Below are 24899 nucleotides of genomic sequence, written 5' to 3' on the forward strand. Positions count from 1 at the left end.
GGTGCGGGAGTACCTCCTCGTCTTCCTGGTCGCCCTGTCGGTGACCTACCTGCTCACCGTCCTGGCCCGCGAGTTCGCCCTGCGCACCGGTGCGGTGGCGCAGGTCCGCGACCGCGACGTGCACGCGGAGCCGATCCCCTACCTCGGCGGGCTGGCGATGCTCGGCGGGCTGTGCGCTGCCTATGTCGTCGCCCACGAGCTGCCCTTCCTCGGCCTGCGCAGCGAGGGCTTCGTGTTTAAGGACGCCGGCGCCGTGCTGCTGGCCGGGGCGCTGGTGTGCGCGGTCGGGGTCATCGACGACATCTTCGACCTCGACGCCCTGACCAAGCTGGGCGGGCAGGTCCTCGCCGCGGGTCTCCTGGTCGCGCTCGGGGTGCGGTTCTACTACTTCCCCGGGCCCGACGGCACCCAGTTCGCGCTCGACGACGCCCAGGGCGCCGTGCTGACCCTCGTCGTGGTGATCGGCACGATGAACGCCGTGAACTTCGTCGACGGCCTCGACGGGCTGGCCGCCGGCGTCGTCGGGATCGGCGCCGCGGCGTTCTTCGTCTACTGCTACACACTCGCGGACCAGAACAACCTCACGCTCGCGACCACCGGCGCCCTGCTGAGCGCGGCGCTGGCCGGGGCGTGCGCGGGCTTCCTGCCGCACAACTTCCACCCGGCACGCCTCTTCATGGGCGACTCCGGGTCGATGCTCATCGGCCTGGTCCTGTCCGCGAGCGCCCTGACGCTGACCGGGCAGTTCTTCGGCATGCCGACCACCGAGGGCAACAGCCTCTTCGTCACCGTCCTGCCGGTGCTGCTCCCCATCTCGCTGCTCATGGTCCCGATCGTCGACCTCGTGCTGGCCGTCGTACGCCGCACGCGCGCCGGCCGCTCGCCGATGAGCGCGGACAAGCAGCACCTCCACCACCGCCTGCTCGAGATCGGCCACTCCCAGCGGCGCGCGGTGCTCATCATGTGGCTGTGGGCCTTCACCCTCGCCGCGGGTGCGGTGATCGTGAGCCTGTCCACCAGCCCGTGGGTCTGGTGGAGCCTCGGCTCGATGCTGGCGCTCACGATCACCATGACGTTCGTGCTCCCCAAGCTGCACCGACCGCCCAAGACCGGCCTGGGCGACACCGGCCTGCCCGAGAACGCCTTGGTCGAGGGCCGCGCCGACGGTGAGCCCGACGGGTCGACCGAGGGGCCCGCCGAGGGACCGGACGGCCCCGACCGAGCGGCCACCGCGCCCGCCGGCGGCCCGGGGGACACCCTGCGCTGAGCGTCTGCCGACCCTCCGGCCGGGCTGTCCATGACCTCGTCATGACCTCTCGGCCGGGCCTCGGTTTCGAGCCGGGGAGGACTTTGTGATAGTTTTCACGAGCGATCACGCACCGACCGCCGAGCACAGACAGGCCGCCGCCATGACGACCGAGAGCAGCGCGACATACCGCCGCAGCAGCCTCGTGCCGGGCGTACGGGTCGTCGTCCGGGCGGCCGGGCTGACGGTCCTGGCGGGCGTCGTCATGACGTGCGCGGCCGCTGTCGTCCACGGCGCGGAGCCGGCTGCCGCCGCGGCCCTCGGTGCCGCCCTCGTGGCGCTCGTGGTGTCCTTCGGGACCCTCTCGCTGCACGTCGTGGCGAGCGCGATGCCGACCGCGTCCCTGCTGGTCGCCCTCGTCACCTACCTCACCCAGCTCGCGATCGTCATGCTGGTGTTCCTCGCCATCACGCGCGGGGACCTCTTCGGCACCACCGAGGCCCGGGGCTGGCTGGCGGCGTCCATGGTCGTCGCCACGCTCGTCTGGACGGCCGCCCACCTCGTGCTGACCGCCCGCGAGCGGGTGCCCTACTTCGACCTCCCGACCGGGGGTGAGTCATGACCACGACGACTGCTAAAGTCCGCAGCGCCATGGCCGAGTCCGGTGCCACTTCCTCCCAACCTCCGCGCAGCAGTGCTCCCAGCTACCTCGTGGCCGGGGTGCTGTTCTACGGCTTGGTCGGTTGGCTCCTGGACCAGTGGCTGGGCACCCGCTTCCTGGTGGCGGCGGGGGTCCTGCTCGGCGGCGTCCTTGGCACGTACATGATGGTCGTGCAGCTCCGCCGGCAGACAGCCGCGGAGATGGCGCACCAGGACCGCACGAGCAACACGACGAGCAAGACGAGCAACGAGGAGTCGGAGTGAGCATCACCCAGCCTGTCGCGGCCCAGCCCGTAGCAGCAGAGGGCGGTTCGGGCTTCCACGCCCCCGGCCCGGGGAGCTTCGAGCTGCCGCCCATCTTCGGCGACGTCACCAAGCCGATGCTGCTGCTGGCGCTGTCGGCGCTCCTGGTCTTCGGCTTCTTCTACCTCGCCACGCGCAACGCCTCCCTCGTGCCGGGCCGGCTGCAGTTCGCGGGCGAGATGGTCTACGGCTTCGTGCGCAACAACATGGCTCGCGACAACATCGGCAGCGAGCACTACATGAAGTTCGTGCCCTACCTCTTCACGCTGTTCACCTTCATCCTGGTGAACAACTACTACGGCGTGTTCCCGTTCCTGCAGTTCCCGAGCTTCTCGCGCATCGGCTTCATCGTGCCGCTGGCCCTGCTCAGCTGGGTCATCTACGTCGGTGCCGGCGTCTGGAAGCACGGCCCGCTCGGCTACCTCAAGCACGCCACGATGCCCGGCGGCGTGAAGGGCCCGATCCTGCTGCTGCTGGTGCCGCTGGAGTTCTTCTCCAACATCATCATCCGTCCGGTCACGCTCACGCTGCGACTCTTCGGCAACATGTTCGCCGGTCACCTGCTGCTCATCCTGTTCGCCACGGGCGGCGCGGCGCTGCTCGCGAGCGGCAACATCCTCTACGGCGCGGTCGGCCTGCTGTCCTTCGGACTCGGCATCGGCGTCAGCTTCCTGGAGATGCTGGTCATGTTCCTGCAGGCCTACGTCTTCACCCTGCTCTCCTCGATGTACATCGGCGAGGCCCTCGCCGACGAGCACTGAGGCTCCCCAACCCACAAGTTTCGCCAGAAAAGTCGGCACCACCACCGGTGCCGAACGACGAAAGGAAAAAGCCGTGGAAGGCTCCATCAACCTGGTCGGTCTCGGCCTGTCCGCCATCGGACCCGGCGTAGGCATCGGCCTGATCTTCGCCGCCTTCATCTCCGGTGTCGCCCGCCAGCCCGAGGCCCAGAGCCGTCTGCAGTCGATCGCCATCCTTGGCTTCGTCCTTGCCGAGGCGCTCTTCATCATCACTGTCGCGCTCGCGTTCGTCCTGCCTCTCTGACGACCGCTGCACCCCAGCTCTAGACCGTAGGAGTTCGACTCATGGACCACATCGTCCTGGCGGCGACGGAGGGTGAGACCCACAGCCCGGTGCTGCCGGTCTGGTCGGAGGTCATCCTCGCCCTGATCGTCTTCGCGATCCTCTTCGTGCTGTTGCGCAAGTTCGTCGTGCCCAGCTTCGAGAGGACCTTCGCGGAGCGCACTCAGGCGATCGAGGGCGGGCTCCACGCAGCGGAGTCCAAGCAGGCCGAGGCCGACGCCAAGCTCGCCGAGCTCGAGAAGCAGCTCGCCGACGCCCGGCACGAGGCCGCGCGCATCCGCGAGGAGGCGCGCGAGCAGGGGGCACAGATCATCGCGGAGATGCGGGAGCAGGCCCAGGCCGAGTCCACCCGCATCGTCGAGCATGGCAAGACGCAGATCGAGGCCGAGCGCCAGCAGGCGGTCACCTCCCTGCGGGCCGAGGTCGGCACCCTCGCGACCGGCCTCGCCGGTCGGATCGTGGGCGAGAGCCTCGACGACGAGGCTCGTCAGAGCCGCGTGGTCGACCGCTTCCTGTCCGAGATCGAGGCGCAGGGCAGCACCACGACGGGGAGCGTCAACTGATGATGCGAGGAGCGTCTGCCGACGCCTACGCCGCCACGGCCGGGTCCCTGACGGGCTCCGGCGACGCCGGTGCCGTCGGTCGGGACCTGTTCGGCGCGGCGGACCTCCTCCGCAGCGAGCCGTCCCTGCGGCGCGTCGCCACCGACGCGTCGATCCCGGCCGAGGCCAAGGCGGGGCTGCTCCGCGAGGTGCTGGCCGGCAAGGTCTCCGAGGCGGCGCTGATCGTGGTCACCACCGCGGTCGGCCAGCGGTGGACCTCCGGCCGTGACCTCGCCGACGCCCTCGAGCGTCTCGGCGTGGTCTCGGTCGCGCGGTCCGCGGGAGGCGACGCCGGTCGCCTCGAGGACGAGCTGTTCGCCTTCGGGCAGGTCCTGCAGGACAACCCGCCGCTGCGCGACGCGATCTCCGACCCGGCCCGCAGCCGCGACGACAAGGCGCGCCTGCTGGACACCCTGCTCGACGACAAGGTGCTCCCGGCGACGATCGCGCTCGTGCAGCAGTCGCTGTCCGGCAGCTACCGCACGGTCTCGGTCGCCCTGGCCGACTACCAGAAGGTGGCGGCGGACGTGCGCGGCGAGTCCGTGGCGACCGTCCGGGTCGCCCGGCCGCTCGCCGACAACGACCGCACGCGGCTCACCGACGCGCTCACGCGCGCCTACGGCCGCCAGATCCACCTCAACGTCGTCGTGGACCCCGACGTCATCGGCGGCATGCGCGTCGAGATCGGGGACGACGTCATCGACGGGACGGTGTCCAGCCGCCTCGACGACGCCCGACGCCGGCTCGCCGGCTGAGCCACGCGCACCATCCAGCACCACACTTTCGAGCAACTCCAGCGAACTCCAGCAGACCCAGGAACAGGTGAGATGAGATGACGGAGCTTTCCATCCGTCCGGACGAGATCCGGGACGCGCTCCAGCGCTTCGTGTCCGACTACAAGCCCGACGCGGCGACCACGGAAGAGGTCGGCACCGTCGCGGAGGCCGGCGACGGCATCGCCCGCGTGAGCGGCCTGCCCTCGGTCATGGCCAACGAGCTGCTCGAGTTCGAGGACGGCACGCTGGGCATCGCGCTCAACCTCGACACCCGCGAGATCGGTGTCGTCGTGCTCGGCGACTTCGACAAGATCGAGGAGGGCCAGCCGGTCCGCCGCACCGGCGAGATCCTCTCGGTGCCCGTCGGCGACGGCTACCTCGGTCGCGTCGTCGACCCGCTCGGCACCCCGATCGACGGGCTCGGCGAGGTCGAGACCTCCGGTCGTCGTCCGCTCGAGCTGCAGGCCGCGACCGTCATGGAGCGCAAGTCGGTCCACGAGCCGCTCGCGACCGGCATCAAGGCCATCGACGCGATGACCCCGATCGGCCGCGGCCAGCGCCAGCTCATCATCGGCGACCGCGCGACCGGCAAGACGACGATCGCCATCGACACGATCATCAACCAGAAGCAGAACTGGGAGACCGGCGACCCGGACAAGCAGGTCCGCTGCATCTACGTCGCCATCGGCCAGAAGGGCTCGACCATCGCCTCCGTGCGTGGCGCCCTCGAGAAGGCCGGCGCCCTGGAGTACACCACCATCGTGGCCTCCCCGGCGTCCGACTCCGCCGGCTTCAAGTACCTCGCCCCCTACACCGGCTCGGCCATCGGCCAGCACTGGATGTACGAGGGCAAGCACGTCCTCATCGTCTTCGACGACCTCACCAAGCAGGCCGAGGCCTACCGCGCCGTGTCGCTGCTGCTGCGTCGCCCGCCGGGCCGCGAGGCCTACCCCGGTGACGTGTTCTACCTGCACAGCCGGCTGCTCGAGCGCTGCGCGAAGCTGTCCGACGAGCTCGGCAAGGGCTCGATGACGGGTCTGCCCATCATCGAGACCAAGGCCAACGACGTCTCGGCGTTCATCCCGACCAACGTCATCTCGATCACCGACGGCCAGATCTTCCTGCAGTCCGACCTGTTCGCCGCCAACCAGCGCCCCGCCATCGACGTGGGTGTCTCGGTCTCGCGCGTGGGTGGCTCGGCGATGACCAAGGCGATGAAGGCCGTCACCGGCTCGCTCAAGGTCGACCTGGCGCAGTTCCGCGCGATGGAGGCGTTCGCCATGTTCGCCTCCGACCTCGACGCGGCCTCGCGCCAGCAGCTCGACCGCGGCCAGCGCCTGATGGCGCTGCTCAAGCAGCCGCAGTACTCGCCGTACCCGGTCGAGGAGATGACCGCCTCGCTGTGGCTCGGCACCACCGGCCGCCTCGACAAGGTCCCCACCGACGACGTGCTCCGCTTCGAGGCCGAGTTCCTCGACTACCTGCGGCGCTCGCACGAGGGCATCCTCGCCGGCATCCGGGAGACGCATAAGTTCGACGACGACGCCGACGCCGAGCTCGTGCGGGCCTACGACTCCTTCCTCGACCAGTTCGAGACTTCCGACGGCCAGAGCATCAAGGCCGGCAAGGAAGAGCACGTCGCCCTCGAGGACGAGGACGTCGAGCAGGAGCAGATCGTCAAGCAGAAGCGGAGCTGACGCAATGGCTCTCTCGGTACGCGAGTACCGCGCGCGGATCAAGTCGACGGAGTCGATGAAGAAGATCACGCGTGCCATGGAGCTCATTGCTGCGTCGCGGATCATCAAGGCACAGCAGCGGGCCCAGGCGGCCGCGCCGTACGCCCGCGAGCTGACGCGTGCGGTGTCGGCCGTGGCGACGTTCTCCAACGTCGACCACGCGCTGACCACCGAGCCGGAGGACCCCAAGCGGGCCGCCGTCCTCGTGGTCACCTCCGACCGCGGCCTCGCCGGTGCCTACTCCTCGAGCGTCATCAAGGAGGCCGAGCGCCTCGTCGAGAAGCTCAAGGGCGAGGGCAAGGACGTCGACCTCTACACCAGCGGTCGCAAGGGCGAGGCCTACTTCAAGTTCCGCCAGCGTCCCGTGGCGCAGGCATGGACGGGCTTCTCCGACCAGCCGACCTACGACGTCGCCGCGGAGATCGGCGCCACGCTGATCGCCGCCTTCCTCGCCGACGAGGACGAGGGCGACGCCGAGGCCAACCCGGTCGACGAGGTCCACGTGGTCTTCACGCGGTTCCGCTCGATGCTCAGCCAGGAGCCGACCGCCGTACGCCTGCTGCCGCTGGAGGTCGTCGAGGGCACCGAGCCGCCCGAGAAGGGTGACCTGCTGCCGCTCTACGAGTTCGAGCCGTCGCCGTCCGACGTCCTGGACTCCCTGCTGCCGCGCTACGTCCAGAGCCGCATCTTCTTCGCTCTCCTGCAGGCGGCCGCCTCCGAGCTGGCCGCCCGGCAGAAGGCGATGAAGTCCGCGACGGACAACGCCGACGAGCTCATCAAGAAGTACACCCGAATCGCCAACCAGGCCCGCCAGGCCGGCATCACCCAGGAAATCAGCGAGATCGTCGGTGGCGTCAACGCCCTCGCCGACGCCAACGCCGGTCAAGACTGAAGCGGAGAAGAGAGAAATGACTGCAACCGTCGAAGAGACCCGGACCTCCGGCACTGCCGGCTCGGTCGGTCGCATCACGCGCGTCATCGGCCCCGTCGTGGACATCGAGTTCCCGACCGACGCCATGCCGGCCATCTACAACGCCCTCAAGGTCGACCTGACCCTCAGCGGCGAGACGACGACCATCACCCTCGAGGTCGCCCAGCACATCGGTGACGGCATGGTCCGCGCCATCTCCATGAAGCCGACCGACGGCCTGGTCCGCGGCGCCCAGGTGACCGACACCGGTGAGTCCATCACCGTGCCGGTCGGTGACGCCACGCTCGGCAAGGTGTTCAACACCACCGGCGACTGCCTCAACCTCGCCGAGGGCGAGACGCTCGACGTCAAGGAGCGGTGGGGCATCCACCGCAAGGCACCGGCGTTCGACCAGCTCGAGGCCAAGACGCAGATGTTCGAGACCGGCATCAAGGTCATCGACCTGCTGACCCCCTACGTCCAAGGCGGCAAGATCGGCCTGTTCGGTGGCGCCGGCGTCGGCAAGACCGTGCTCATCCAGGAGATGATCGCCCGCGTCGCCAAGGACCACGGTGGTGTGTCGGTGTTCGCCGGTGTCGGCGAGCGCACCCGCGAGGGCAACGACCTCATCGTCGAGATGGAGGAGGCCGGCGTCATCGGCCAGACCGCCCTCGTGTTCGGCCAGATGGACGAGCCGCCGGGCACGCGCCTGCGGGTCGCGCTGTCGGCGCTGACGATGGCGGAGTACTTCCGCGACGTGCAGCAGCAGGACGTGCTGCTCTTCATCGACAACATCTTCCGCTTCACCCAGGCCGGGTCCGAGGTGTCCACGCTGCTGGGCCGCATGCCGTCCGCGGTGGGCTACCAGCCCAACCTCGCCGACGAGATGGGCCAGCTCCAGGAGCGCATCACCTCGACGCGTGGTCACTCGATCACCTCGATGCAGGCGATCTACGTGCCCGCCGACGACTACACCGACCCGGCCCCGGCCACGACGTTCGCGCACCTCGACGCGACGACCGAGCTGTCGCGCGAGATCGCCTCGCTCGGCATCTACCCGGCCGTGGACCCGCTGACCTCGACGTCGCGCATCCTCGACCCGCAGTACATCGGCGAGGAGCACTACCGCTGCGCCGTGCGGATCAAGCAGATCCTGCAGCGCAACAAGGAGCTCCAGGACATCATCGCCATCCTCGGTGTCGACGAGCTCAGCGAGGAGGACAAGATCATCGTCTCCCGCGCTCGTCGCATCCAGCGGTTCCTGTCGCAGAACACCTACGTCGCCAAGCAGTTCACCGGCATCGAGGGCTCGACCGTCCCGGTGGCCGACACCATCGAGGCGTTCAACAAGATCGCCGACGGTGAGTACGACCACGTGGCCGAGCAGGCCTTCTTCATGTGCGGCGGTCTCGAAGACGTCGAGCAGAAGTGGGCCGAGATCCAGAAGAGCCTCTGATGGCGGGCCCGTCCACCGACAAGGTGCTGCAGGTCGAGCTGGTCGCTGCCGACCGGCTCGTCTGGTCGGGCCAGGCGACCATGGTCATCGCCCGCACCACCGAGGGCGACGTCGGGATCCTGCCCAACCACGCGCCGCTGCTGTCCTCGATCATCGAGGGCGTCGTCGACGTGCAGACCGTGGAGGGCGAGACCTGGGTCGCGGCGGTCGACGCCGGCTTCTTGTCGGTGGCCGACAACCGCGTGTCCATCCTGTCCGAGCGGGCCGAGATGTCGCACGAGATCGACCTCGAGAAGGCGCGCCAGGACCTCGAGCGGGCCCAGTCCGCCGGGGGCAACGACGACGCGGCCGACGAGGCCGTCCGTCGTGCCGAGGCGCGCATCCGCGCCGTCGAACGGGCCTCCTGACGGGTCCTCCCGCACGACCGCTAGGGTGAGCGCACGGACCTCCGGGTCCGTGCGCTCGTCTGTTTCTCGGTCGCTGGTCGGACCGCCCGTCGGCGGTCGTTGGGAGGGTGGATGCCGGTCTGGGAATGGGTGCTCGACATCGTCGGGCTCTTCTTGTTCCTCGCCCTGCTCTACGGCATCTCGCTGATCGTCCGGCGCCGCCTGCTGGCCCGTCACGGCGGCACCTTCGAGCTCAGCTACCGGATGCGACCGGAGCACCCTGGTCGCGGGTGGCTGCTCGGCATCGGGCGCTACTCCGGGCAGTCGCTGGAGTGGTTCCGCATCTTCTCGCTGTCCCCGCGCCCCAAGCGGGTGTGGGCCCGCGACCTGCTGGAGTACTCCGGCCGACGGGCTCCCGAGGGCGCGGAGGAGATGTCGCTCTACGACGGGCACGTCGTCGCCTCGTGCCACTACGGCGGTGACCCGCTGGAGATCGCGATGAGCGAGGCGTCGCTCACCGGCTTCCAGTCCTGGCTCGAGTCAGGGCCGCCCGGGACGGACTGGAACCGGCGCTAGGCCGGACCGGTCGACCCGCCGACGCGCAGCTCTACGGCAAGCACGACGTCGGCCACGGGCTCACCGGCGATCCGGGCCAGGGCGGCGTGCGCCGTGGCGCGACCCTTGTCGGCGAGCGGCTGCACCACGGTGGTGAGGCTGAGGTCGAGCCACGGGGTGTCGACGCCGTCGAAGCCCGCGACACTGAGGTCGCCCGGCACGGACAGCCCGCGGCGCCGCGCCTCGAGGACCACACCGGCGGCCTGGACGTCGCTCTGGCAGACGATCGCGGTCACGTCGGGACCGGTGGCGAGGTAGTCCGACGCGAGCGACTGGGCCTCCGCGAGGTCGCTCGCGCAGGCGCCGACGACGTGGGCGTCGGGGAAGACCTGCCGCAGTCCCGCCTCCCGCTCCCGCTGCGGTCGGGACGCCTCCAGCGTCATCGTGGCGACCCGCCGGTGGCCGTGGTCGTGGAGGTGGGCGGCGAGGGCGGCCGACCCGCGCCGGTGGTCGATGTCGACGAAGGTCGTCCCGGGCCAGCACGGGCCCTCGACGACGATCAGCGGCACGTCGCGGGCCACCAGGTCGTCGTAGGCGTGCCAGGTCTCGCGCCCGCAGTTGTCGTAGATGACGGCGTCGAGGGGGAGGCGGGGGTGCGCGTCGTCGTCGGCCATCAGCAGCAGCCCCATGCCGGCCGCCCCGAGCACCTCCGACACGGCGTCGAGCATGGGCAGCGCCGCGGGGTCGCGGAACGCCGAGCTGAGCTGGCCGACGGCGATGCCGACCACGCCGCTGCGGCCTCGGCGCAGGTTGCTGGCCAAGGGATTGGGGCCGGCGTAGCCGAGCGACGACGCGGCGGCCAGGACCCGCTGGCGGGTCGCCTCGGAGACCGGCTTGTTGCCCGAGAACGCCAGGGACGCCGTCGACAGCGAGACGCCCGCCACCGCGGCGACGTCGGCCAGGGTCGGGGGGCGAAGTGGACCGGACACGCTCGGCAGGATAGCATCGAAACGATTCGATCGAAACGATTCGCCGTCGTCTCGGATCACGCTCGTCCAGACCCTGACCCACCCGCTCGAGGAGTGCCGTGCCCACCCTGACCGCCGCCCGCAACGCCGTGGGGATGACGTTCTTCCTCAACGGCCTGGTCTTCTCCAGCTGGGTCTCGCGGATCCCCGAGGTGCGGTCGAGCTTCGACCTCACCAACGGCCAGCTCGGCCTCCTGCTCCTCGCGATCGCGGTCGGGTCGGTCCTGGCCCTGCCGACCACCGGCGCGGCCATCAACGCGTGGGGCACGGAGCGGATCGTCCGGGTCGGGGCGGTCGCCGCCACGCTCGGCATGGCCATGGCGGCCCTCGGCCTGGGGCACGTGCTCCTGGTGACGGTGGTCGGGCTGTTCGTCTACGGCCTCGGCATCGGCGTGTGGGACGTCGCGATGAACGTCGAGGGCGCCGAGGTGGAGCGCGGGCTGGGCCGCACGATCATGCCGCGCTTCCACGCCGGCTTCAGCGGGGGCACCGTGGTCGGCGCGCTCCTCGGTGCGCTGCTCATCGAGCTGGACGTCCCGGCGGTGGTGCACCTGCTCGGCGTGGTGCTCGTCGCCATCGCGCTCGTGTGGCGCTCGTCGCCGGCGTTCCTGCCGGTGGAAACCGCGCACGAGGAGGAGCGGACGTCGGCGGCCCGCGCCTGGCTGGAGCCGCGCACGCTGCTGATCGGCGTGATGGTGCTGGCCCTGGCGATGACCGAGGGGACCGCCAACGACTGGCTCGCCGTCGCGCTCGTGGACGGCCACGACGTCTCGCACGCCGTGGGCGTGGCCGGGTTCGCCGTCTTCGTCCTCGCCATGACCGCTGGTCGGTTCGCGGGCACCGGCCTGATCGACCGCTTCGGGCGGGTCGCGGTGCTGTGGGGCACCATGGCGCTCGCCGGCGGGGGAGTGCTGCTCATCGTCTTTGCCGACCAGCCCGTCCTCGTCGTGACCGGCATCGTCCTGTGGGGCGTCGGTGCCTCGCTCGGCTTCCCGGTCGGCATGAGCGCCGCCGCCGACGACCCGGTCCGCGCCGCCGCGCGGGTCAGCGTCGTCTCCACCATCGGCTACGCCGCCTTCCTCGCCGGCCCGCCGTTCCTCGGGTTCGTCGGGGACGAGGTCGGCACCCTCAAGGCGCTGCTCGTGGTCGCCGTCCTGCTCATGCCGGCGGCCCTGGTCGTGCCCTCGGCGCGCGAGCGGCGCCCCGAGCGGTCCGAGCGCGTCTGAGCCGGGTCGGGGGACCGCTCAGCGCTCCCCGCCCGGCACCCACAGCACGTCGCCGGTGTCGCGGTTGGCGTGGCGGGCCAGGATGAAGAGCAGGTCCGAGAGCCGGTTGAGGTAGGTGATCGCGAGGACGTTCATCGTGTCCTCGTGCTCGGCCCAGGCCGCCCAGCCGGCCCGCTCCGCACGGCGTACGACGGTGCGCGCGACGTGCAGGTGGGCCGCGGCGACACTGCCGCCGTTGAGGATGAACGAGCGCAGCGCCGGCAGCTCCTCGTTGTAGTGGTCGCACCACCCCTCGAGCCGGTCGACGTAGTCCTGCTCGATGCGCAACGGCGGGTGCTCGGGGTTCGGGACCACCGGGGTGCAGAAGTCGGCACCCACGTCGAAGAGGTCGTTCTGCACGCGGGTGAGCACCGTGACCACGTCGTCCTCGAGCCCGCCGTGCGCCAGGGCGACCCCGATGTGGGCGTTGCCCTCGTCGACGCAGGCGTACACCTCGAGCCGTGGGTCGGTCTTCGAGGTCTCGCTCATGTCGCCGAGCCGGGTGCGTCCGGCATCACCGGTACGGGTGTAGATGCGCGTCAGGTTGACCATGTGCCGACCCTACTGGCCGGGACTCGCCGCAAAGGTGGTGCGTGCGGGCAGCCGAACGGGGTACAACAGCGTCCTAGGAGTGACAGCAGTCACGTGAGCGGCGTCGGGGGACGTCGGGGAGGGGCGCCCGATGGACATCATCTCGGATGGCCACACGCTCGTGCTGCAGGGCGACTTCGACGTGCGGAGCACGTGGGAGGTCCGCAACGCGATCTACGAGCGCATCGACGTGCTCGACGACGACGTGGTGATCGACATGACGGCGGTGTCCGCCATCGACGCCACCGCCCTCCGCCTGCTGGCCGTCGCCACCCGGCACGCCTGGCTCTCCGGCCACCACCTCACCGTCCGCAACCCCGGGCCGGCGGTGCGCCGGATGGCGCACCTGACCCGGCTGGCGCACGCCATCGAGGTGGAGCGCGTCGCCGCGACCGCCTGATCGGCGATCGCGGCTCCGCCCTCCCGGCCGTCCCGCTCAGCCGGCCGGCACCACCTCGATCGCGGAGATCTTGGCCTGGTTGACCACGGAGTCGAGGTCGACGTCGACCTTGCCGTCGGTGACCTGGACCGTGTAGGTCTTCACCGCCGCGGTCGCGGACCCGACGTCGGCGGCGATGTCGTAGTTGTCCAGCCGCAGCTGTCCCTCCACCGCGACGTCGAACGTACGCCGGCCGGTCCCGCCCGGGCCGCCGCCCGGGGCGCCGAAGTAGACCTCGGCGAAGTGCAGGCGGACCGTGTAGGAGCCGTTCTGCACCGGGATGTCGTAGTCGATCGACCCGGTCTCGGTGGAGTACTCCGACTGGTAGAGCACGTCGTCGGTGGTCCCGGCGATCGCCACGGCGTTGGTGAACGTCTTGCCGCCGGTGCCGTACTGCTGGGCGCCCCACGCGACGCCACCGGTGGTGACCGCCGGTCCGCCGGCGTTGATCCGGATCGCCGCCTGCGGCCGCGGCGGCGTGGTGACGCTCGCCGTGGCCGAGGGAGCCGACGCGTTCTGCGACGTGTCCACCGCGAGCACCCGGTAGGTCACCTGGGTGCCACCCGGTGCGGTCGTGTCGACCAGCGACAGCCCGGCGACGGGGGTCTGGTTGACCCTGGTCCAGGTGGTCGCCCCGGCGGCCTGCCGCTCGACCACGTAGCCCCCGAGGTCGGCGGCCGCGACGGCGTTCCAGGAGACCTGAACGTCGTTGCCCGAGACCGACGCCGAGACGCCCGTGGGCGCCGTGGCGGGGGCGGTGGTGTCCGCCGACGCCACGGGGGCGATGTTGGAGCGTCCGGACGTGAGGCCCGTCTCACACCCGCGACCGGTGACTGGGCGGTAACAACGGTCCTACTGTGTCGCCATGACCGAGACCGAGGACCGGCCCGAGGACCAGACGCAGCGGCGGGTCAAGGACCGGCCCTGGGTGATGCGCACCTATGCGGGCCACTCGACGGCCGAGGCGTCCAACGCGCTCTACCGCACCAACCTGGCCAAGGGCCAGACCGGCCTCAGCGTGGCGTTCGACCTGCCGACGCAGACCGGCTACGACCCCGACAGCCCGCTCAGCCGCGGCGAGGTCGGCAAGGTCGGCGTACCGGTGCCCCACCTCGGCGAGATGCGCAAGCTCTTCGCCGACATCCCGCTCACCGAGATGAACACCTCGATGACGATCAACGCCACGGCCATGTGGTTGCTGGCGATGTACCAGGTCGTGGCCGAGGAGCAGAACCCCGACCTCTCGCCCGACGAGGTCGCCCACCTGCTGGCCGGCACCACGCAGAACGACATCATCAAGGAGTACCTCTCCCGCGGCACGTACGTCTTCGGCCCGGAGCAGTCGCTGCGCCTGATCGGCGACCTGATCGCCTACACGGTGCACGAGATCCCGAAGTGGAACCCGATCAACATCTGCAGCTACCACCTGCAGGAGGCCGGCGCGACGCCCGTGCAGGAGCTGGCCTACGCCATGTGCACGGCGATCGCGGTGCTCGACCAGGTGCGGGGCTCGGGACAGGTCTCTCCCGACGACTTCGAGAAGGTCGTCGGACGCATCTCGTTCTTCGTCAACGCCGGCGTGCGCTTCGTCGAGGAGACCTGCAAGATGCGGGCCTTCGTCCAGCTGTGGGACGAGGTCACCCGCGAGCGCTACGGCGTCACCGACCCCAAGATGCGTCGCTTCCGCTACGGCGTGCAGGTGAACTCGCTCGGCCTGACCGAGGCCCAGCCGGAGAACAACGTGCAGCGCATCGTGCTGGAGATGCTCGGCGTCACGCTGTCCAAGGACGCGCGTGCCCGTGCGGTCCAGCTGCCCGCCTGGAACGAGGCGCTGGGCCTGCCGCGGCCGTGGGACCAGCAGTGGTCGCTGCGCTTCCAGCAGGTGCTGGCGTTCGAGTCCGACCTGCTCGAGCACGACGACATCTTCGCCGGCAGCCACGTCATCGAGGCCAAGGTCGCCGAGCTCGTCGAGGGTGCACGGGCCGAGATCGAGCGGGTGCAGGAGATGGGCGGCGCGATCGCCGCGGTGGAGTCCGGCTACATGAAGCAGAACCTCGTCTCCGCGCACGCCGCCCGCCGGGCGCGCATCGAGTCGGGCGAGGAGGTCGTCGTGGGCGTCAACCGGTTCCAGACGACCGAGCCCTCGCCCCTGACCGCGGACCTCGACGCCGCGATCCAGGCCGCCGACCCCGAGGCCGAGCGCGCCGCGCTCGCGAGCCTCGAGGCGTGGCGGGCGCAGCGCGACGACGCCGAGGTCGCCGCCGCGCTCACCGCCCTCGCCGAGGCCGCGAGGACCGACGCCAACCTCATGGGGCCGACGCTGGTCGCCGCCCGCGCCGGAGCGACCACGGGGGAGTGGGCCGGCGCCCTGCGCGAGGTGTTCGGCGAGTTCCGCGCCCCGACCGGCGTCTCCGGCGCCGTCGGCATGGGCGGTGGCTCGGGCGCGGCCGGGACGGAGCTCGCCGCCGTCCGGGAGCGGGTCCGGGCCACCGGCGAGGAGCTGGGCGGCCGGCTGCGCGTGCTCGTCGGCAAGCCGGGCCTCGACGGGCACTCCAACGGCGCCGAGCAGGTCGCCGTACGCGCCCGGGACGCCGGCTTCGAGGTGATCTACCAGGGCATCCGCCTCACGCCGGAGCAGATCGTGGCCGCCGCCGTGGCCGAGGACGTGCACGTGGTCGGCCTCTCGATCCTGTCGGGGTCGCACATGGAGCTGGTGCCCGACGTGCTCGACGGCCTCGCCGCCGCGGGCCTCGGCGACCTCCCGGTGGTCGTGGGCGGCATCATCCCGGCCTCGGACGCCACGGCACTGGTGGAGTGCGGGGTCGCCGCGGTCTACACGCCCAAGGACTTCGGGCTCACCGAGATCATGGGCGGCTTCGTCGACGTGATCCGCCGGGCCAACGGGCTGGACTGACCCTTCCCGGCCCCCGACGGCTGGCAGACTCACCGGCATGGCTACCCCTCCGGCTCCCTCTGCGCGGCGCGTGATCGTGGTCGGGGCCGGTGTGGTCGGCCTGTCGTGCGCGGTCCGACTGCTGGAGGCGGGACACCGCGTGGACGTGGTCGCCCGCGACCTGCCGCTCGAGACGACGTCGGCGGTGGCGGCCGCCCTCTGGTACCCCTACCGCGCGCTGCCCCAGGACCGCGTGACGGCCTGGTCCGCGACGACGTACGACGTCTTCGCGACGCTCGCGGCCGACGAGGCCACGGGCGTCCGGATGCTGACGGGCACCGAGGTGCTGAAGACGCCGCAGCCCGACCCGTGGTGGCGCGCGGCGGTGCCGTCGCTGGACCGCGAGACGTCGCTGCCGCCGGGGTACGCCGACGGCTGGACGTTCGTGAGCCCCGTCGTCGACATGCCGCGCTACCTGCGCTGGCTGGTCGCGCGGGTGGAGGAGCTCGGCGGCACGCTGACCCGGATGAACCTGTCCGCGCTCCCCGACGACGGCAGCCTCGTCGTCAACGCGACCGGGCTGGGCGCCCGCCACTTCGGTGCCGACCCGACCGTGACTCCGGTGCGCGGCCAGGTGGTCGTGCTCGAGCAGGTCGGCCTCGACCGCTGGACGCTCGACAGCGGCGGCCTGACCTACGTCGTCCCGCGCACCGACGAGATCGTGGTCGGCGGCACCGACGTGGAGGGCGAGTGGAGCCGTACGCCCGACCCCGCCGTCGCGGAGGCGGTGCTGCACCGCGCGACGGCCCTGGTGCCCGTCCTCGAAGGGGCTCGGGTGCGTCGGCACAAGGTCGGCCTGCGACCGTCGCGCCCCGAGGTCAGGCTCGAGCGGGTGGGCGACGTGATCCACTGCTACGGGCACGGCGGAGCCGGCGTGACGCTGTCGTGGGGCTGCGCCGGGGACGTCGTGGAGCTCGCCGGTGGCTGACCTGCAGTGCGCCGCTCGTGTGCACGTCGCCCGGCACGGCGCCGGCACGACCGGCGAGAGCGAGCTGGTCAGCGACTCCGGCGGCTGGCTCAGCCCGGCCGGGCGGGACCAGTCCCGGGCCCTCGGCGAGCGGCTGGTCGCCGAGCGCATCGCCCGCGTGTGGAGCAGCCCGATGTCGCGCGCCGTCCAGACCGCCGAGATCGCCGCTGCCGTCCTGGGCGTCGACGTCGTCGTGCGCGAGGGGCTCCGCGAGCTGGGCGTGGGCCATGCCGCCGGCACGACCGGCGACCCGGACCCGTTCGCGGACACGTTCGCGGCGTGGCTGGACGGCGACCTCACCGCGCGGATCCCGGGCGCGGAGAGCGGCCACGAGGTGGTCGCTCGCTACGAGGCCGTGCTCCTGGAGATCGCGGACGAGCACCGCGGCGAGGCGGTGCTGGTGGTCAGCCACGGTGGGGTCATGCGCCTCGCGCTGCCCGCGCTGGCGCGCAACCTGACGCCTGGGCATGCGCGCGGCCTCCCGCTCGACAGCTGCGACGTGGTGGCGCTGGACGCCGATGCCGACGGCTGGCTCGTGCGGTCATGGGCCGACCGGCCGCTCGCCTGAGCACCGCGAGGTAAGCCTTCCCTAAGTCTCGGGTAGGGTCTCCGGCGTGGGGTCCAAGAGCGCGAAGAAGGCCGGCAAGGCCAAGGTCGCCAAGCTGCCCAAGAAGAAGTGCTGCGTGTCCTCCAAGAAGTGCAACCGGTGTCCGCTCCGGATGCTCAAGGAGGGCACCCTGCCCCCCGGCTACACGGTCAAGAAGCGCCGGCTGGTCAAGGTCGACGTGAAGAAGTCCGGAAAGGGCGACAAGGCCGCCTGAGCCCCCGTCACGTCAGCGCGAGCGCGACGACGAGGACCGCGAGCATCACGGCCAGCGCGATCCCCATCCGTACGGCCATGCCCTTGATCCACAGCGACATCAGCGTCTCCGTGCCGCCCCTGCGGTCGAGCGGCACGACCTCGACCACGGCGGAGCGGTTGATCGGCCCGTGGACGTGCGGGTACGTGTCGTCCCCGACCGCCTCCACCAGCACGTCGGCGTCGGTGAGCCGTGCGGGGTCGATGGTCAGCAGGACGAGTCGCTCGCCGAGGCCGCGGTAGTAGCGGTCGAAGACGCCCTGCACCTGGTCGCGCCGGCTGGCGTGGATGAACCCCTCCTCCTCGAGGCTCCGCCCGACCGTCGAGGTGGTGTAGGTCCCGGTCGCCAGCGTCCGCCGCCAGTCGGCCTCGGTCGCGATGTGGAAGATGCGCTCGGGCACGGACGCGGTCACCGTGGGAGGGTAGCGAGGAGCGCGGAAGATCCGCGTCACCGAGTGACCCGAATGTTCCGCGCTGATGCCTCGCGTCAGAAGAGCCGGTGCTCCGCGTCGTCCATGCCGCGCAGCGCGTCGTAGTCCACCAGGGCGCACGCGATGCCGCGGTCGGTGGCCAGCACGCGCGCCTGGGGCTTGATCTCCTGGGCGGCGAAGATGCCGCGGACCGAGCCCTTGCGAGTCAGCGCCGGGTCGCGGTTGAGCAGGTCGAGGTAGCGGGTGAGCTGCTCCACGCCGTCGATCTCCCCGCGCCTCTTGATCTCCACCGCGACCGAGAGGCCCTCGGCGTCACGGCACATGAGGTCGACCGGACCGATCGCGGTCATGTACTCGCGGCGGACGAGCGTGAGGCCGTCGGCCAGCGTCGCGGGGTGCTCGGCGAGCAGCTCCTGGAGGTGCTTCTCCACGCCGTCCTTCTGCAGGCCGGGGTCGACGCCGAGGTCGTGCGAGGTGTCGTGCAGCACCTCGTCGATGAGGATGCGCAAGGTGTCGTCGGACTTCGTCGCCGAGACCAGCCACTCGGCGCGGCCGTCCTCGGCGACGCCCTCGCGGACCGTGCAGGGCGGCGACATCCAGTTGAGCGGCTTGTAGGACCCGCCGTCGGAGTGGATGAGCACCGAGCCGTCCGACTTCAGCATCAGCACCCGGGTGGCGAGCGGGAGGTGGGCGGTCAGCCGACCTGCGTAGTCCACCTGGCAGCGCGCGACGACGATCCTCACGACGGGCGAATCTACAGGGATCGCGCGTCGCGCCACGCAGCGCTCCCGTCCGGCACCCGGCGCCCGCGGCGTGACGGTTCCCACACCCGCCAGCCGGCAAGCGCGTGGGAGCATGCGTGCCATGACTGACGTGCCTGCTCGCGAGTTCACCACCGTCGGAGTGATCGGCCTGGGCACCATGGGTGCGGGCATCGCCGAGGTGTTCGCCCGCAACGGCCACCGCGTCATCGGCGTCGAGGTCACCGACGCGGCCGTCGAGCGCGGCCGGCAGCACCTCGAGCACTCCACCGGGCGCGCGGTGAAGCGCGGCAAGATGACCGAGGAGCAGCAGGACGAGATCCTCGGGCGCATCACGCTCACCACCGAGATGAAGGACCTGGCCGTCGCCGACCTGGTCGTCGAGGCGGTCGTGGAGTCGCTCGAGGTCAAGAAGGCGATCTTCCGGACGCTGGACTCGATCGTCGACCCGGAGGCCGTGCTCGCCACCAACACCTCCTCGCTCAGCGTCACCGAGATCTCGACGGCCAACTCCCGGCCCGGTCGGGTCGTCGGCGTGCACTTCTTCAACCCCGCGCCCGTGCAGAACCTCGTCGAGGTCATCCGGACGGTCGTCACCGAGCCGCAGGTCCTCGCCGACGTGGTGGACCTGCTGCGCGACCTCGGGAAGAACCCGGTGGTCTGCGGCGACAAGGCGGGGTTCATCGCCAACACCCTGCTCTTCGGCTACCTCAACCACGCCGTCGCGATGTACGAGGGCAAGTACGCCTCGCGCGAGGACATCGACGCCGCCATGCGCTTCGGCTGCGGCTACCCCATGGGCCCGCTGGCGCTGCTGGACCTCATCGGCCTCGACACCGCCTACGAGATCCTCGACACGATGTACAAGCAGGGACGCGACCGGCTGCACGCGCCGGCTCCGCTCCTCAAGCAGTACGTCACCGCCGGCCTGCTGGGCCGCAAGTCGGGCCGTGGGTTCTACACCTACGAGGCTCCCGACAGCCCCGTCGTGGTGGCGGACGCGCACACCCCGAGCGAGGACGACAAGCCGCGGCTGCACCACGACATCCGGCTCGTCGGTGTCGTCGGCACCGGCACCATGGCCTCGGGCATCGTGGAGGTCTTCGCGAAGGCCGGCCACGACGTCGTGTTCACCGGCCGCGGTCAGGACAAGGTGGACGGCGTCGTCGCCGCGATCACCAGGAGCTTCGACAAGCAGATCCAGCGCGGGCGCGCCACCGAGGAGGAGAAGGCGGAGGTGCTCGGCCGGGTCCGCGGCACGACGTCGCTCGACGACCTGCGCGACGTCGACCTGGTCGTCGAGGCGATCGCCGAGGACCTCGCCGTGAAGACGACCCTGTTCGAGAACCTCGACGAGATCTGCAAGCCCGGCGCCATCCTGGCGACCACCACCTCGTCGCTGCCGATCATCTCGATGGCCCGGGTGACCAAGCGTCCCCAGCAGGTCATCGGCATGCACTTCTTCAATCCCGCAACGATCATGAAGCTGGTCGAGGTCGTCTCGACCGTCGCGACCGACGAGGCCGTCACCGAGACGGTGCTCGCGCTGTGCGAGAAGGTCGGCAAGGTGGCGGTGCGGTGCGGCGACCGGGCCGGGTTCATCGTCAACGCGCTGCTGTTCCCCTACCTCAACGACGCGGTCAAGATGCTCGAGGCGCACTACGCCACCGCCGACGACATCGACACCGCGATGAAGCAGGGATGCGCCCTCCCGATGGGCCCGTTCGAGCTGCTCGACGTCGTCGGCAACGACGTGTCGCTGGCGATCCAGCGCGAGCTCTACCTCGAGTTCCGCGAGCCCGGCTTCTCGCCGGCCCCGCTGCTGGAGCACCTGGTGACCGCCGGCTACCTCGGGCGCAAGACCGGGCGGGGCTTCCGCGACTACAGCGGCGCCCGCTGACCCGACCGGAGCGGGCCGACCGGCGCGGCCGGGTGCCGTACGGAGCGGGCCGCGTCAGTCGAGGCAGAACTCATTGCCCTCGGGATCGGTCATGACGATGTGGCCGGCCGACATGGGTGGGGCCGGCTCGTGCCGCTCGACCCGGGCGGCGCCGAGCGCCACGAGCCGCTCGCACTCGCCCTCGAGGGCCGCCATCCGCTCCTCGCCCTGCAGGCCGGGGGCGGCGCGGACGTCGAGGTGGACCCGGTTCTTGGCCGTCTTGCCCTCGGGCACGCGCTGGAAGAACAGCCGCGGGCCGTCGCCCTCGGGGTCCTCGGCGGCGGAGGCGGCGTTCCACTCCGACTCCGGCACTCCGTTGCCACGGAGGAAGTCGTGCCACGCCTCGAAGGGGTCCTGCCCCTCCTCGAGCTCGCGCCCGGGCGGCGGCGGGATGGAGTAGCCCATCGCGTCGGCCCAGAAGCGGGACAGCGCCTCGGGGTCGTGGGCGTCGAAGGTCACCTGGATGGTTCGGCTCATGGGAGGCATCCTGCTCCTCCCCACCGACACTGTCAGCCGTCAGCGACGGGCCTCAGCCGCCGTGCACCACCAGCGCGGCCAGCCGGGCGCGGGTGTTGATGTCGAGCTTGCGGTAGATGTGGGTGAGGTGGGCGTCGACGGTGCGCGGCGAGACGAAGAGCTCCTCGGCGATCTGGCGGCTGGTCAGCCCGTGAGCGACGCGGTCGGCCACCTGCCGCTCGGCGGGGGTCAGCGCGTCGAGCGCCGACGGGGGAGCCGAGGTCGGGCGGTTGAACACCGCGGTGACCAGCGGCGTGACGTCGGCGGCGAGGTCGTCGCCGGCGAGCCACTCCGAGGGCGCTCGGCTCGCGGGCACCACGTCGTAGTCGGCGGAGTAGCCCCAGCGCACCGCCATCCGCGGGGTCCGGAGCGCGAAGGCGGCGGCCGCGAGGGCGCGGGCCTCGGGCAGGTCGCGGGCGCGGGCCACGCCGGCCAGCCCGTCGAGCACGTCGGCGGCCCGCAGCGGCAGCCCCATGGAGCGGCAGCTCTCGAGGGCGGTGAGGTAGGTCGTGGTCGCCTGGTCGAGGTCGCCCAGCGCGACCAGCGCGCGCCCCAGCAGCAGCCGGGCGTCGACGCCGTCGCGGCCCAGGCGCGCGGAGTCGGCGAGCGCGACCACGTCGGCGGCCAGCCCGGCGGCCTGCCGCGCGTCACCGCGGACGAGGAGGTCGCGGCCGTCCTGGGCGAGCACCGGGAGCCGGACCGCCCACGGGAGGGTCTCGCGGACCACCTCGGAGGGCTGCCACGAGGGGTCGATGCCGCGCAGGAGCGTCTCGGCCAGCAGCCCGACCCGGTCCTCCGCGAGCTCGCGGGACTCCAGCACGACGGCGCGCGCGCCGGCGACCGCCTCCGCGATGCGCCCCTGCTCGAGCGCGATGCGGGCCAGGATGGTGCGTGCGGACAGGTCGATCCAGCGCTCGTCGCGGCTGGTGCGCGCCGGCATGGCGTCGCTCGCGGCCTGGGTCGCCTCGGCGAAGCGACCCTGCGAGGCGTAGACGTCGGCCAGGGTGCGGGTGGCCTGCCGGCTGATGGATCCCTCGGGGTCGAGGCTGATCGCACGCCGGGCCTCGGCCTCGGCGCTGACCATCTCGCCGGCGTCGAGGTGCATCTCGGCGCGGATCGACGCGGTCTTGGCGAGCTGCTCCTCCGGCCGCGGGGCCGCGGAGGAGTGCTGGTCCGCCCGGTCCAGGAGCCACAGCCCCTCGTAGGTGCCGCGCACCTCGGACGCGGCGATGCCGGCCCTACGGGCGACCTGCGCGCCGATCGCCGAGGGTCCGTCGCCGCTGGCCAGTGCGCCCTCGAGGATCTCGAGCGCCTCGCGGGTGCGCATGGAGGTGTAGAGGGAGGAGAAGATCCGGTTGGCCACCGAGTAGCCGTCGGCGCGCGTCTCGGGCCGGGCGCACGCGGTGAGCACCGCGTGCCGCATCGCGGGGAGGTCGCCCAGCCACGCGGCGTCGGCCGCGCCGTAGTTGTCGTGCTCGGGGGCGTGGTCCTGCGCCCACGCCAGGAGCCCGGCCTCGACGGCCGCCACGTCGTCGGTGCCGGCCAGCGCGCGGGCCCGCCCGCGGATGGGGGAGAGCATGTCGAAGCGACCGCCCTGGTCGACCTCGAGGAGGCTGCGCCGGACCAGGCCGCCGGCCAGCTCGGCCGCCTCGGGGACCGGGAGGTCGAGCACGCGGGCGAGCACCTCGAGGCCGACGGGGAAGTCGAGCACCCCGACGCGCCGCAGCGCCGTGGCGCTCGCGTCGTCGAGCAGGGCGTGCGCGGAGTCGACGGCCTGGTCGAGGCTGACGGTCGACATGGCGTTGCTCAACCCGACCAGGGCCGACTGCACGGCCACCTGCTCGATGAGGAGGGGCAGCCCGCCGGTGGCGGTCAGGAGGCGGCGTACCTCGTGCGCCTGTGCCGCGAGGTCGACCTGCTGCCCGCCGGCCGAGCGGATGCGGCGCAGGAAGAGCTCGACGGCCGGTCCCTCGAGCGGACCGCGCTGGTGGGGCACCGGCAGCGGGCCGACGCGGATGACGGACTCGTAGGGCTCGTCGGCCGTGGTGCGGGCGGTGATCACCACGCGGGCGTCGCTGGTGCTCTCCAGCACCGACTGCAGCACCGGCCCGGCGCCCGTCGCGTCGAGGTCGAGGCCGTCGAGGACGAGCAGGCACTCGCGGCCGTCCACGGCCCGCCCGAGCGCACCGGCGAGGGAGTCGCCCGGCGCCGTCTCGGCGTCGAGGCTCGCGAGCGCGGCGACGAGCACCTCGTCGATGCTGCGCAGGGCGCGGGCGTCGACCCAGGACGTGGTCGAGTCGGCGGCCACGTGGCGCACCACAAGGGTCTTGCCGCTGCCCGGCGGGCCCACCACGGTCACCCACCGCGACTCGAGCAGCGCCTCGCCCAGCGCTCGACGGACGTCGTCACGACCGAGACAGGGGGACAGCACGCGCTGAATGTATCGCTCCCGCAGGACAGTTACGTAGGACTACGGATGCCGCCGCGCACGCGATCGCGGGAGTCTTCTCGTACGCCGAGGGCGTCGGGACCGCACGAGGGGATGGCCCCGCAGCCCACCGGCCGCCTGTCGGAGCAGGCCGTACGTCGTCGGGGGTCGACGGGCGGCCTGCTCCTCCAGGTCCGGCGCCGCTGAGCGGTTGCCGCGGCTGCGTACGCTGGATGCATGGAACTCGTCCTCGTGCTGGTCGTCCTCGGCGGGTTGACGGCGGTCGCCGTCACGGCGGGGAAGACGGGCAAGAAGCGCGAGCTGGCGCGCGTCGAGGCCGAGGTGGCGCCCGTGAAGAGGCTCGCCGAGGAGGACGTCACCGCCCTCGGCGTCGAGCTCCAGGACCTCGACATCGACCTGGCCGGCGAGCCGCTGGACCCGGGCGCCAACGCCGACTACCAGCGCGCCCTCGACTCCTACGAGTCCGCCAAGGTCGCCGCCGCCGGGCTGACGAGGCCCGAGGACGTCAGGCACGTCACCGAGATCCTCGAGGACGGCCGCTACGCGATGGCGTGCGTCCGCGCGCGGGTGGCCGGACAGCCGCTCCCGACGCGCCGCCCGCCGTGCTTCTTCGACCCGCGCCACGGGCTGTCCGTCGCCGACGTCCCGTGGACGCCGCCGGGCGGCGCGTCGCGCGACGTCCCGGCGTGCGCGCTCGACGTGGAGCGGGTCCGCGCCGGCGCCGAGCCCGACATCCGCAAGGTCATGGTCGGCTCGCGGCGCGTGCCCTACTGGCAGGGCGGCCGGGCCTACCAGCCCTACGCCCAGGGCTACTTCGGCGGGTTCGGCCCGATGGACTGGATGTTCATGGGCATGCTCTTCGGCGGCGGCTTCGACGGCCTCGGTGAGGGCATCGGAGCCATCGGCGAGGGCATCGGCGACATGTTCGGCGGCATCGGCGACGGCATCGGCGACCTGTTCGACGGGTTCGACTTCTAGTCCGACCCCC

The 24899-nt window shown here is 71.6% G+C and carries 27 protein-coding genes; 20 read left to right on the top strand and 7 right to left on the bottom strand.

The genetic code is table 11. From position 1 onward, the window contains the following. Position 1 precedes the first annotated feature (1 nt). From SHK17_RS06735 to SHK17_RS06790, 12 genes are all read left to right on the top strand, one after another. Complete coding sequence (locus tag SHK17_RS06735) at positions 2 to 1267, top strand: undecaprenyl/decaprenyl-phosphate alpha-N-acetylglucosaminyl 1-phosphate transferase (RefSeq protein WP_172270829.1); 1266 nt, start codon at positions 2 to 4, stop codon at positions 1265 to 1267. A gap of 142 nt (positions 1268 to 1409) precedes the next feature. Beyond that, entirely contained in the window at positions 1410 to 1868 is a 459-nt protein-coding gene (locus tag SHK17_RS06740) for a hypothetical protein (protein WP_172270831.1), read from the top strand. After that, on the top strand, positions 1865 to 2170 hold the full coding sequence (locus SHK17_RS06745; RefSeq protein WP_172270833.1) for an AtpZ/AtpI family protein: 306 nt from the start codon (positions 1865 to 1867) through the stop codon (positions 2168 to 2170). The genes SHK17_RS06740 and SHK17_RS06745 overlap by 4 nt, the downstream gene beginning before the upstream one ends. After that, on the top strand, positions 2167 to 2970 hold the full coding sequence (atpB, locus tag SHK17_RS06750; RefSeq protein ID WP_322424568.1) for a F0F1 ATP synthase subunit A: 804 nt from the start codon (positions 2167 to 2169) through the stop codon (positions 2968 to 2970). Before SHK17_RS06745 ends, atpB begins: the two co-directional genes overlap by 4 nt. Before the next feature lie 73 nt (positions 2971 to 3043). Next, a complete protein-coding gene (gene atpE / locus SHK17_RS06755; protein ID WP_030482691.1) occupies positions 3044 to 3253 on the top strand; it encodes an ATP synthase F0 subunit C in 210 nt (69 codons plus the stop codon). Between the two features lie 41 nt (positions 3254 to 3294). Then, positions 3295 to 3855, top strand: a complete 561-nt coding sequence (locus SHK17_RS06760) for a F0F1 ATP synthase subunit B (RefSeq protein WP_172270835.1) — start codon at positions 3295 to 3297, stop codon at positions 3853 to 3855. Continuing rightward, on the top strand, positions 3855 to 4649 hold the full coding sequence (locus SHK17_RS06765) for a F0F1 ATP synthase subunit delta (RefSeq protein WP_172270837.1): 795 nt from the start codon (positions 3855 to 3857) through the stop codon (positions 4647 to 4649). The genes SHK17_RS06760 and SHK17_RS06765 overlap by 1 nt, the downstream gene beginning before the upstream one ends. Before the next feature lie 77 nt (positions 4650 to 4726). Further along, on the top strand, positions 4727 to 6367 hold the full coding sequence (atpA, locus tag SHK17_RS06770; RefSeq protein ID WP_172270839.1) for a F0F1 ATP synthase subunit alpha: 1641 nt from the start codon (positions 4727 to 4729) through the stop codon (positions 6365 to 6367). A gap of 4 nt (positions 6368 to 6371) precedes the next feature. Then, on the top strand, positions 6372 to 7298 hold the full coding sequence (locus SHK17_RS06775; RefSeq protein WP_172270841.1) for a F0F1 ATP synthase subunit gamma: 927 nt from the start codon (positions 6372 to 6374) through the stop codon (positions 7296 to 7298). A gap of 16 nt (positions 7299 to 7314) precedes the next feature. Continuing rightward, complete coding sequence (gene atpD / locus SHK17_RS06780; RefSeq protein WP_172270843.1) at positions 7315 to 8772, top strand: F0F1 ATP synthase subunit beta; 1458 nt, start codon at positions 7315 to 7317, stop codon at positions 8770 to 8772. Further along, positions 8772 to 9179: a F0F1 ATP synthase subunit epsilon gene (locus SHK17_RS06785; RefSeq protein ID WP_172270845.1), complete on the top strand. Its 408-nt coding sequence runs from the start codon at positions 8772 to 8774 to the stop codon at positions 9177 to 9179. Before atpD ends, SHK17_RS06785 begins: the two co-directional genes overlap by 1 nt. 111 nt (positions 9180 to 9290) lie before the next feature. Further along, positions 9291 to 9734, top strand: a complete 444-nt coding sequence (locus SHK17_RS06790) for a DUF2550 domain-containing protein (protein ID WP_172270847.1) — start codon at positions 9291 to 9293, stop codon at positions 9732 to 9734. On the opposite strand, the gene SHK17_RS06795 is transcribed toward SHK17_RS06790, so the two are convergent. After that, positions 9731 to 10702: a LacI family DNA-binding transcriptional regulator gene (locus SHK17_RS06795; RefSeq protein WP_322921532.1), complete on the bottom strand. Its 972-nt coding sequence runs from the start codon at positions 10700 to 10702 to the stop codon at positions 9731 to 9733. The genes SHK17_RS06790 and SHK17_RS06795 overlap by 4 nt on opposite strands. Before the next feature lie 98 nt (positions 10703 to 10800). Between SHK17_RS06795 and SHK17_RS06800 the strand changes: the two genes are divergently transcribed. Continuing rightward, positions 10801 to 11967 carry an MFS transporter gene (locus SHK17_RS06800; RefSeq protein WP_322921533.1) on the top strand — a complete coding sequence of 389 codons (1167 nt, stop codon included), beginning with the start codon at positions 10801 to 10803 and terminating at the stop codon, positions 11965 to 11967. 18 nt (positions 11968 to 11985) lie between these two features. Here the strand turns inward: SHK17_RS06800 and SHK17_RS06805 are convergent, their stop codons facing one another. Continuing rightward, the gene (locus SHK17_RS06805; RefSeq protein WP_322921534.1) at positions 11986 to 12558 is read right to left on the bottom strand and encodes a cob(I)yrinic acid a,c-diamide adenosyltransferase; all 573 of its coding nucleotides are present in this window, start codon (positions 12556 to 12558) and stop codon (positions 11986 to 11988) included. A gap of 130 nt (positions 12559 to 12688) precedes the next feature. Between SHK17_RS06805 and SHK17_RS06810 the strand changes: the two genes are divergently transcribed. Then, positions 12689 to 12997: an STAS domain-containing protein gene (locus SHK17_RS06810; RefSeq protein ID WP_172270853.1), complete on the top strand. Its 309-nt coding sequence runs from the start codon at positions 12689 to 12691 to the stop codon at positions 12995 to 12997. A gap of 36 nt (positions 12998 to 13033) precedes the next feature. Here SHK17_RS06810 and SHK17_RS06815 read toward each other — a convergent pair whose 3' ends face one another. Then, positions 13034 to 13813, bottom strand: coding sequence for a malectin (locus tag SHK17_RS06815; protein ID WP_322921535.1), 780 nt, complete (start codon positions 13811 to 13813; stop codon positions 13034 to 13036). A gap of 88 nt (positions 13814 to 13901) precedes the next feature. Here SHK17_RS06815 and SHK17_RS06820 point away from each other — a divergent pair, with 88 nt between their 5' ends. The 4 genes from SHK17_RS06820 to SHK17_RS06835 are packed head-to-tail and all read left to right on the top strand — an operon-like array spanning position 13902 to position 17777. After that, the gene (locus tag SHK17_RS06820; protein ID WP_322921536.1) at positions 13902 to 15950 is read left to right on the top strand and encodes a protein meaA; all 2049 of its coding nucleotides are present in this window, start codon (positions 13902 to 13904) and stop codon (positions 15948 to 15950) included. A 37-nt stretch (positions 15951 to 15987) separates the two neighbouring features. Next, positions 15988 to 16917, top strand: a complete 930-nt coding sequence (locus tag SHK17_RS06825; RefSeq protein ID WP_322921537.1) for an FAD-dependent oxidoreductase — start codon at positions 15988 to 15990, stop codon at positions 16915 to 16917. Further along, positions 16910 to 17524 carry a histidine phosphatase family protein gene (locus tag SHK17_RS06830; protein WP_322921538.1) on the top strand — a complete coding sequence of 205 codons (615 nt, stop codon included), beginning with the start codon at positions 16910 to 16912 and terminating at the stop codon, positions 17522 to 17524. Before SHK17_RS06825 ends, SHK17_RS06830 begins: the two co-directional genes overlap by 8 nt. A 46-nt stretch (positions 17525 to 17570) precedes the next feature. Continuing rightward, positions 17571 to 17777, top strand: a complete 207-nt coding sequence (locus tag SHK17_RS06835) for a hypothetical protein (protein ID WP_172265516.1) — start codon at positions 17571 to 17573, stop codon at positions 17775 to 17777. 7 nt (positions 17778 to 17784) lie between these two features. Here SHK17_RS06835 and SHK17_RS06840 read toward each other — a convergent pair whose 3' ends face one another. Both SHK17_RS06840 and nucS read right to left on the bottom strand, forming a co-directional pair. Further along, on the bottom strand, positions 17785 to 18228 hold the full coding sequence (locus SHK17_RS06840; protein WP_322424562.1) for a DUF952 domain-containing protein: 444 nt from the start codon (positions 18226 to 18228) through the stop codon (positions 17785 to 17787). Between the two features lie 74 nt (positions 18229 to 18302). Beyond that, on the bottom strand, positions 18303 to 18989 hold the full coding sequence (gene nucS, locus SHK17_RS06845) for an endonuclease NucS (RefSeq protein ID WP_172270864.1): 687 nt from the start codon (positions 18987 to 18989) through the stop codon (positions 18303 to 18305). Positions 18990 to 19110: 121 nt separating this feature from the next. On the opposite strand from nucS, the gene SHK17_RS06850 reads away from it, so the two are divergent. Continuing rightward, the gene (locus SHK17_RS06850) at positions 19111 to 20907 is read left to right on the top strand and encodes a 3-hydroxyacyl-CoA dehydrogenase family protein (protein ID WP_172270865.1); all 1797 of its coding nucleotides are present in this window, start codon (positions 19111 to 19113) and stop codon (positions 20905 to 20907) included. A 54-nt stretch (positions 20908 to 20961) separates the two neighbouring features. On the opposite strand, the gene SHK17_RS06855 is transcribed toward SHK17_RS06850, so the two are convergent. Together SHK17_RS06855 and SHK17_RS06860 are read right to left on the bottom strand one after the other, a co-directional pair. Beyond that, complete coding sequence (locus SHK17_RS06855; RefSeq protein WP_172270866.1) at positions 20962 to 21423, bottom strand: VOC family protein; 462 nt, start codon at positions 21421 to 21423, stop codon at positions 20962 to 20964. A gap of 52 nt (positions 21424 to 21475) precedes the next feature. Next, complete coding sequence (locus tag SHK17_RS06860) at positions 21476 to 23893, bottom strand: LuxR C-terminal-related transcriptional regulator (RefSeq protein ID WP_172270867.1); 2418 nt, start codon at positions 23891 to 23893, stop codon at positions 21476 to 21478. A gap of 234 nt (positions 23894 to 24127) precedes the next feature. Here SHK17_RS06860 and SHK17_RS06865 point away from each other — a divergent pair, with 234 nt between their 5' ends. Beyond that, positions 24128 to 24889 carry a hypothetical protein gene (locus SHK17_RS06865; RefSeq protein WP_322921539.1) on the top strand — a complete coding sequence of 254 codons (762 nt, stop codon included), beginning with the start codon at positions 24128 to 24130 and terminating at the stop codon, positions 24887 to 24889. Positions 24890 to 24899: the final 10 nt, after the last annotated feature.

Source organism: Nocardioides renjunii (assembly GCF_034661175.1).
In the GTDB taxonomy this organism is placed as follows: Bacteria; Actinomycetota; Actinomycetes; order Propionibacteriales; family Nocardioidaceae; genus Nocardioides; species Nocardioides renjunii.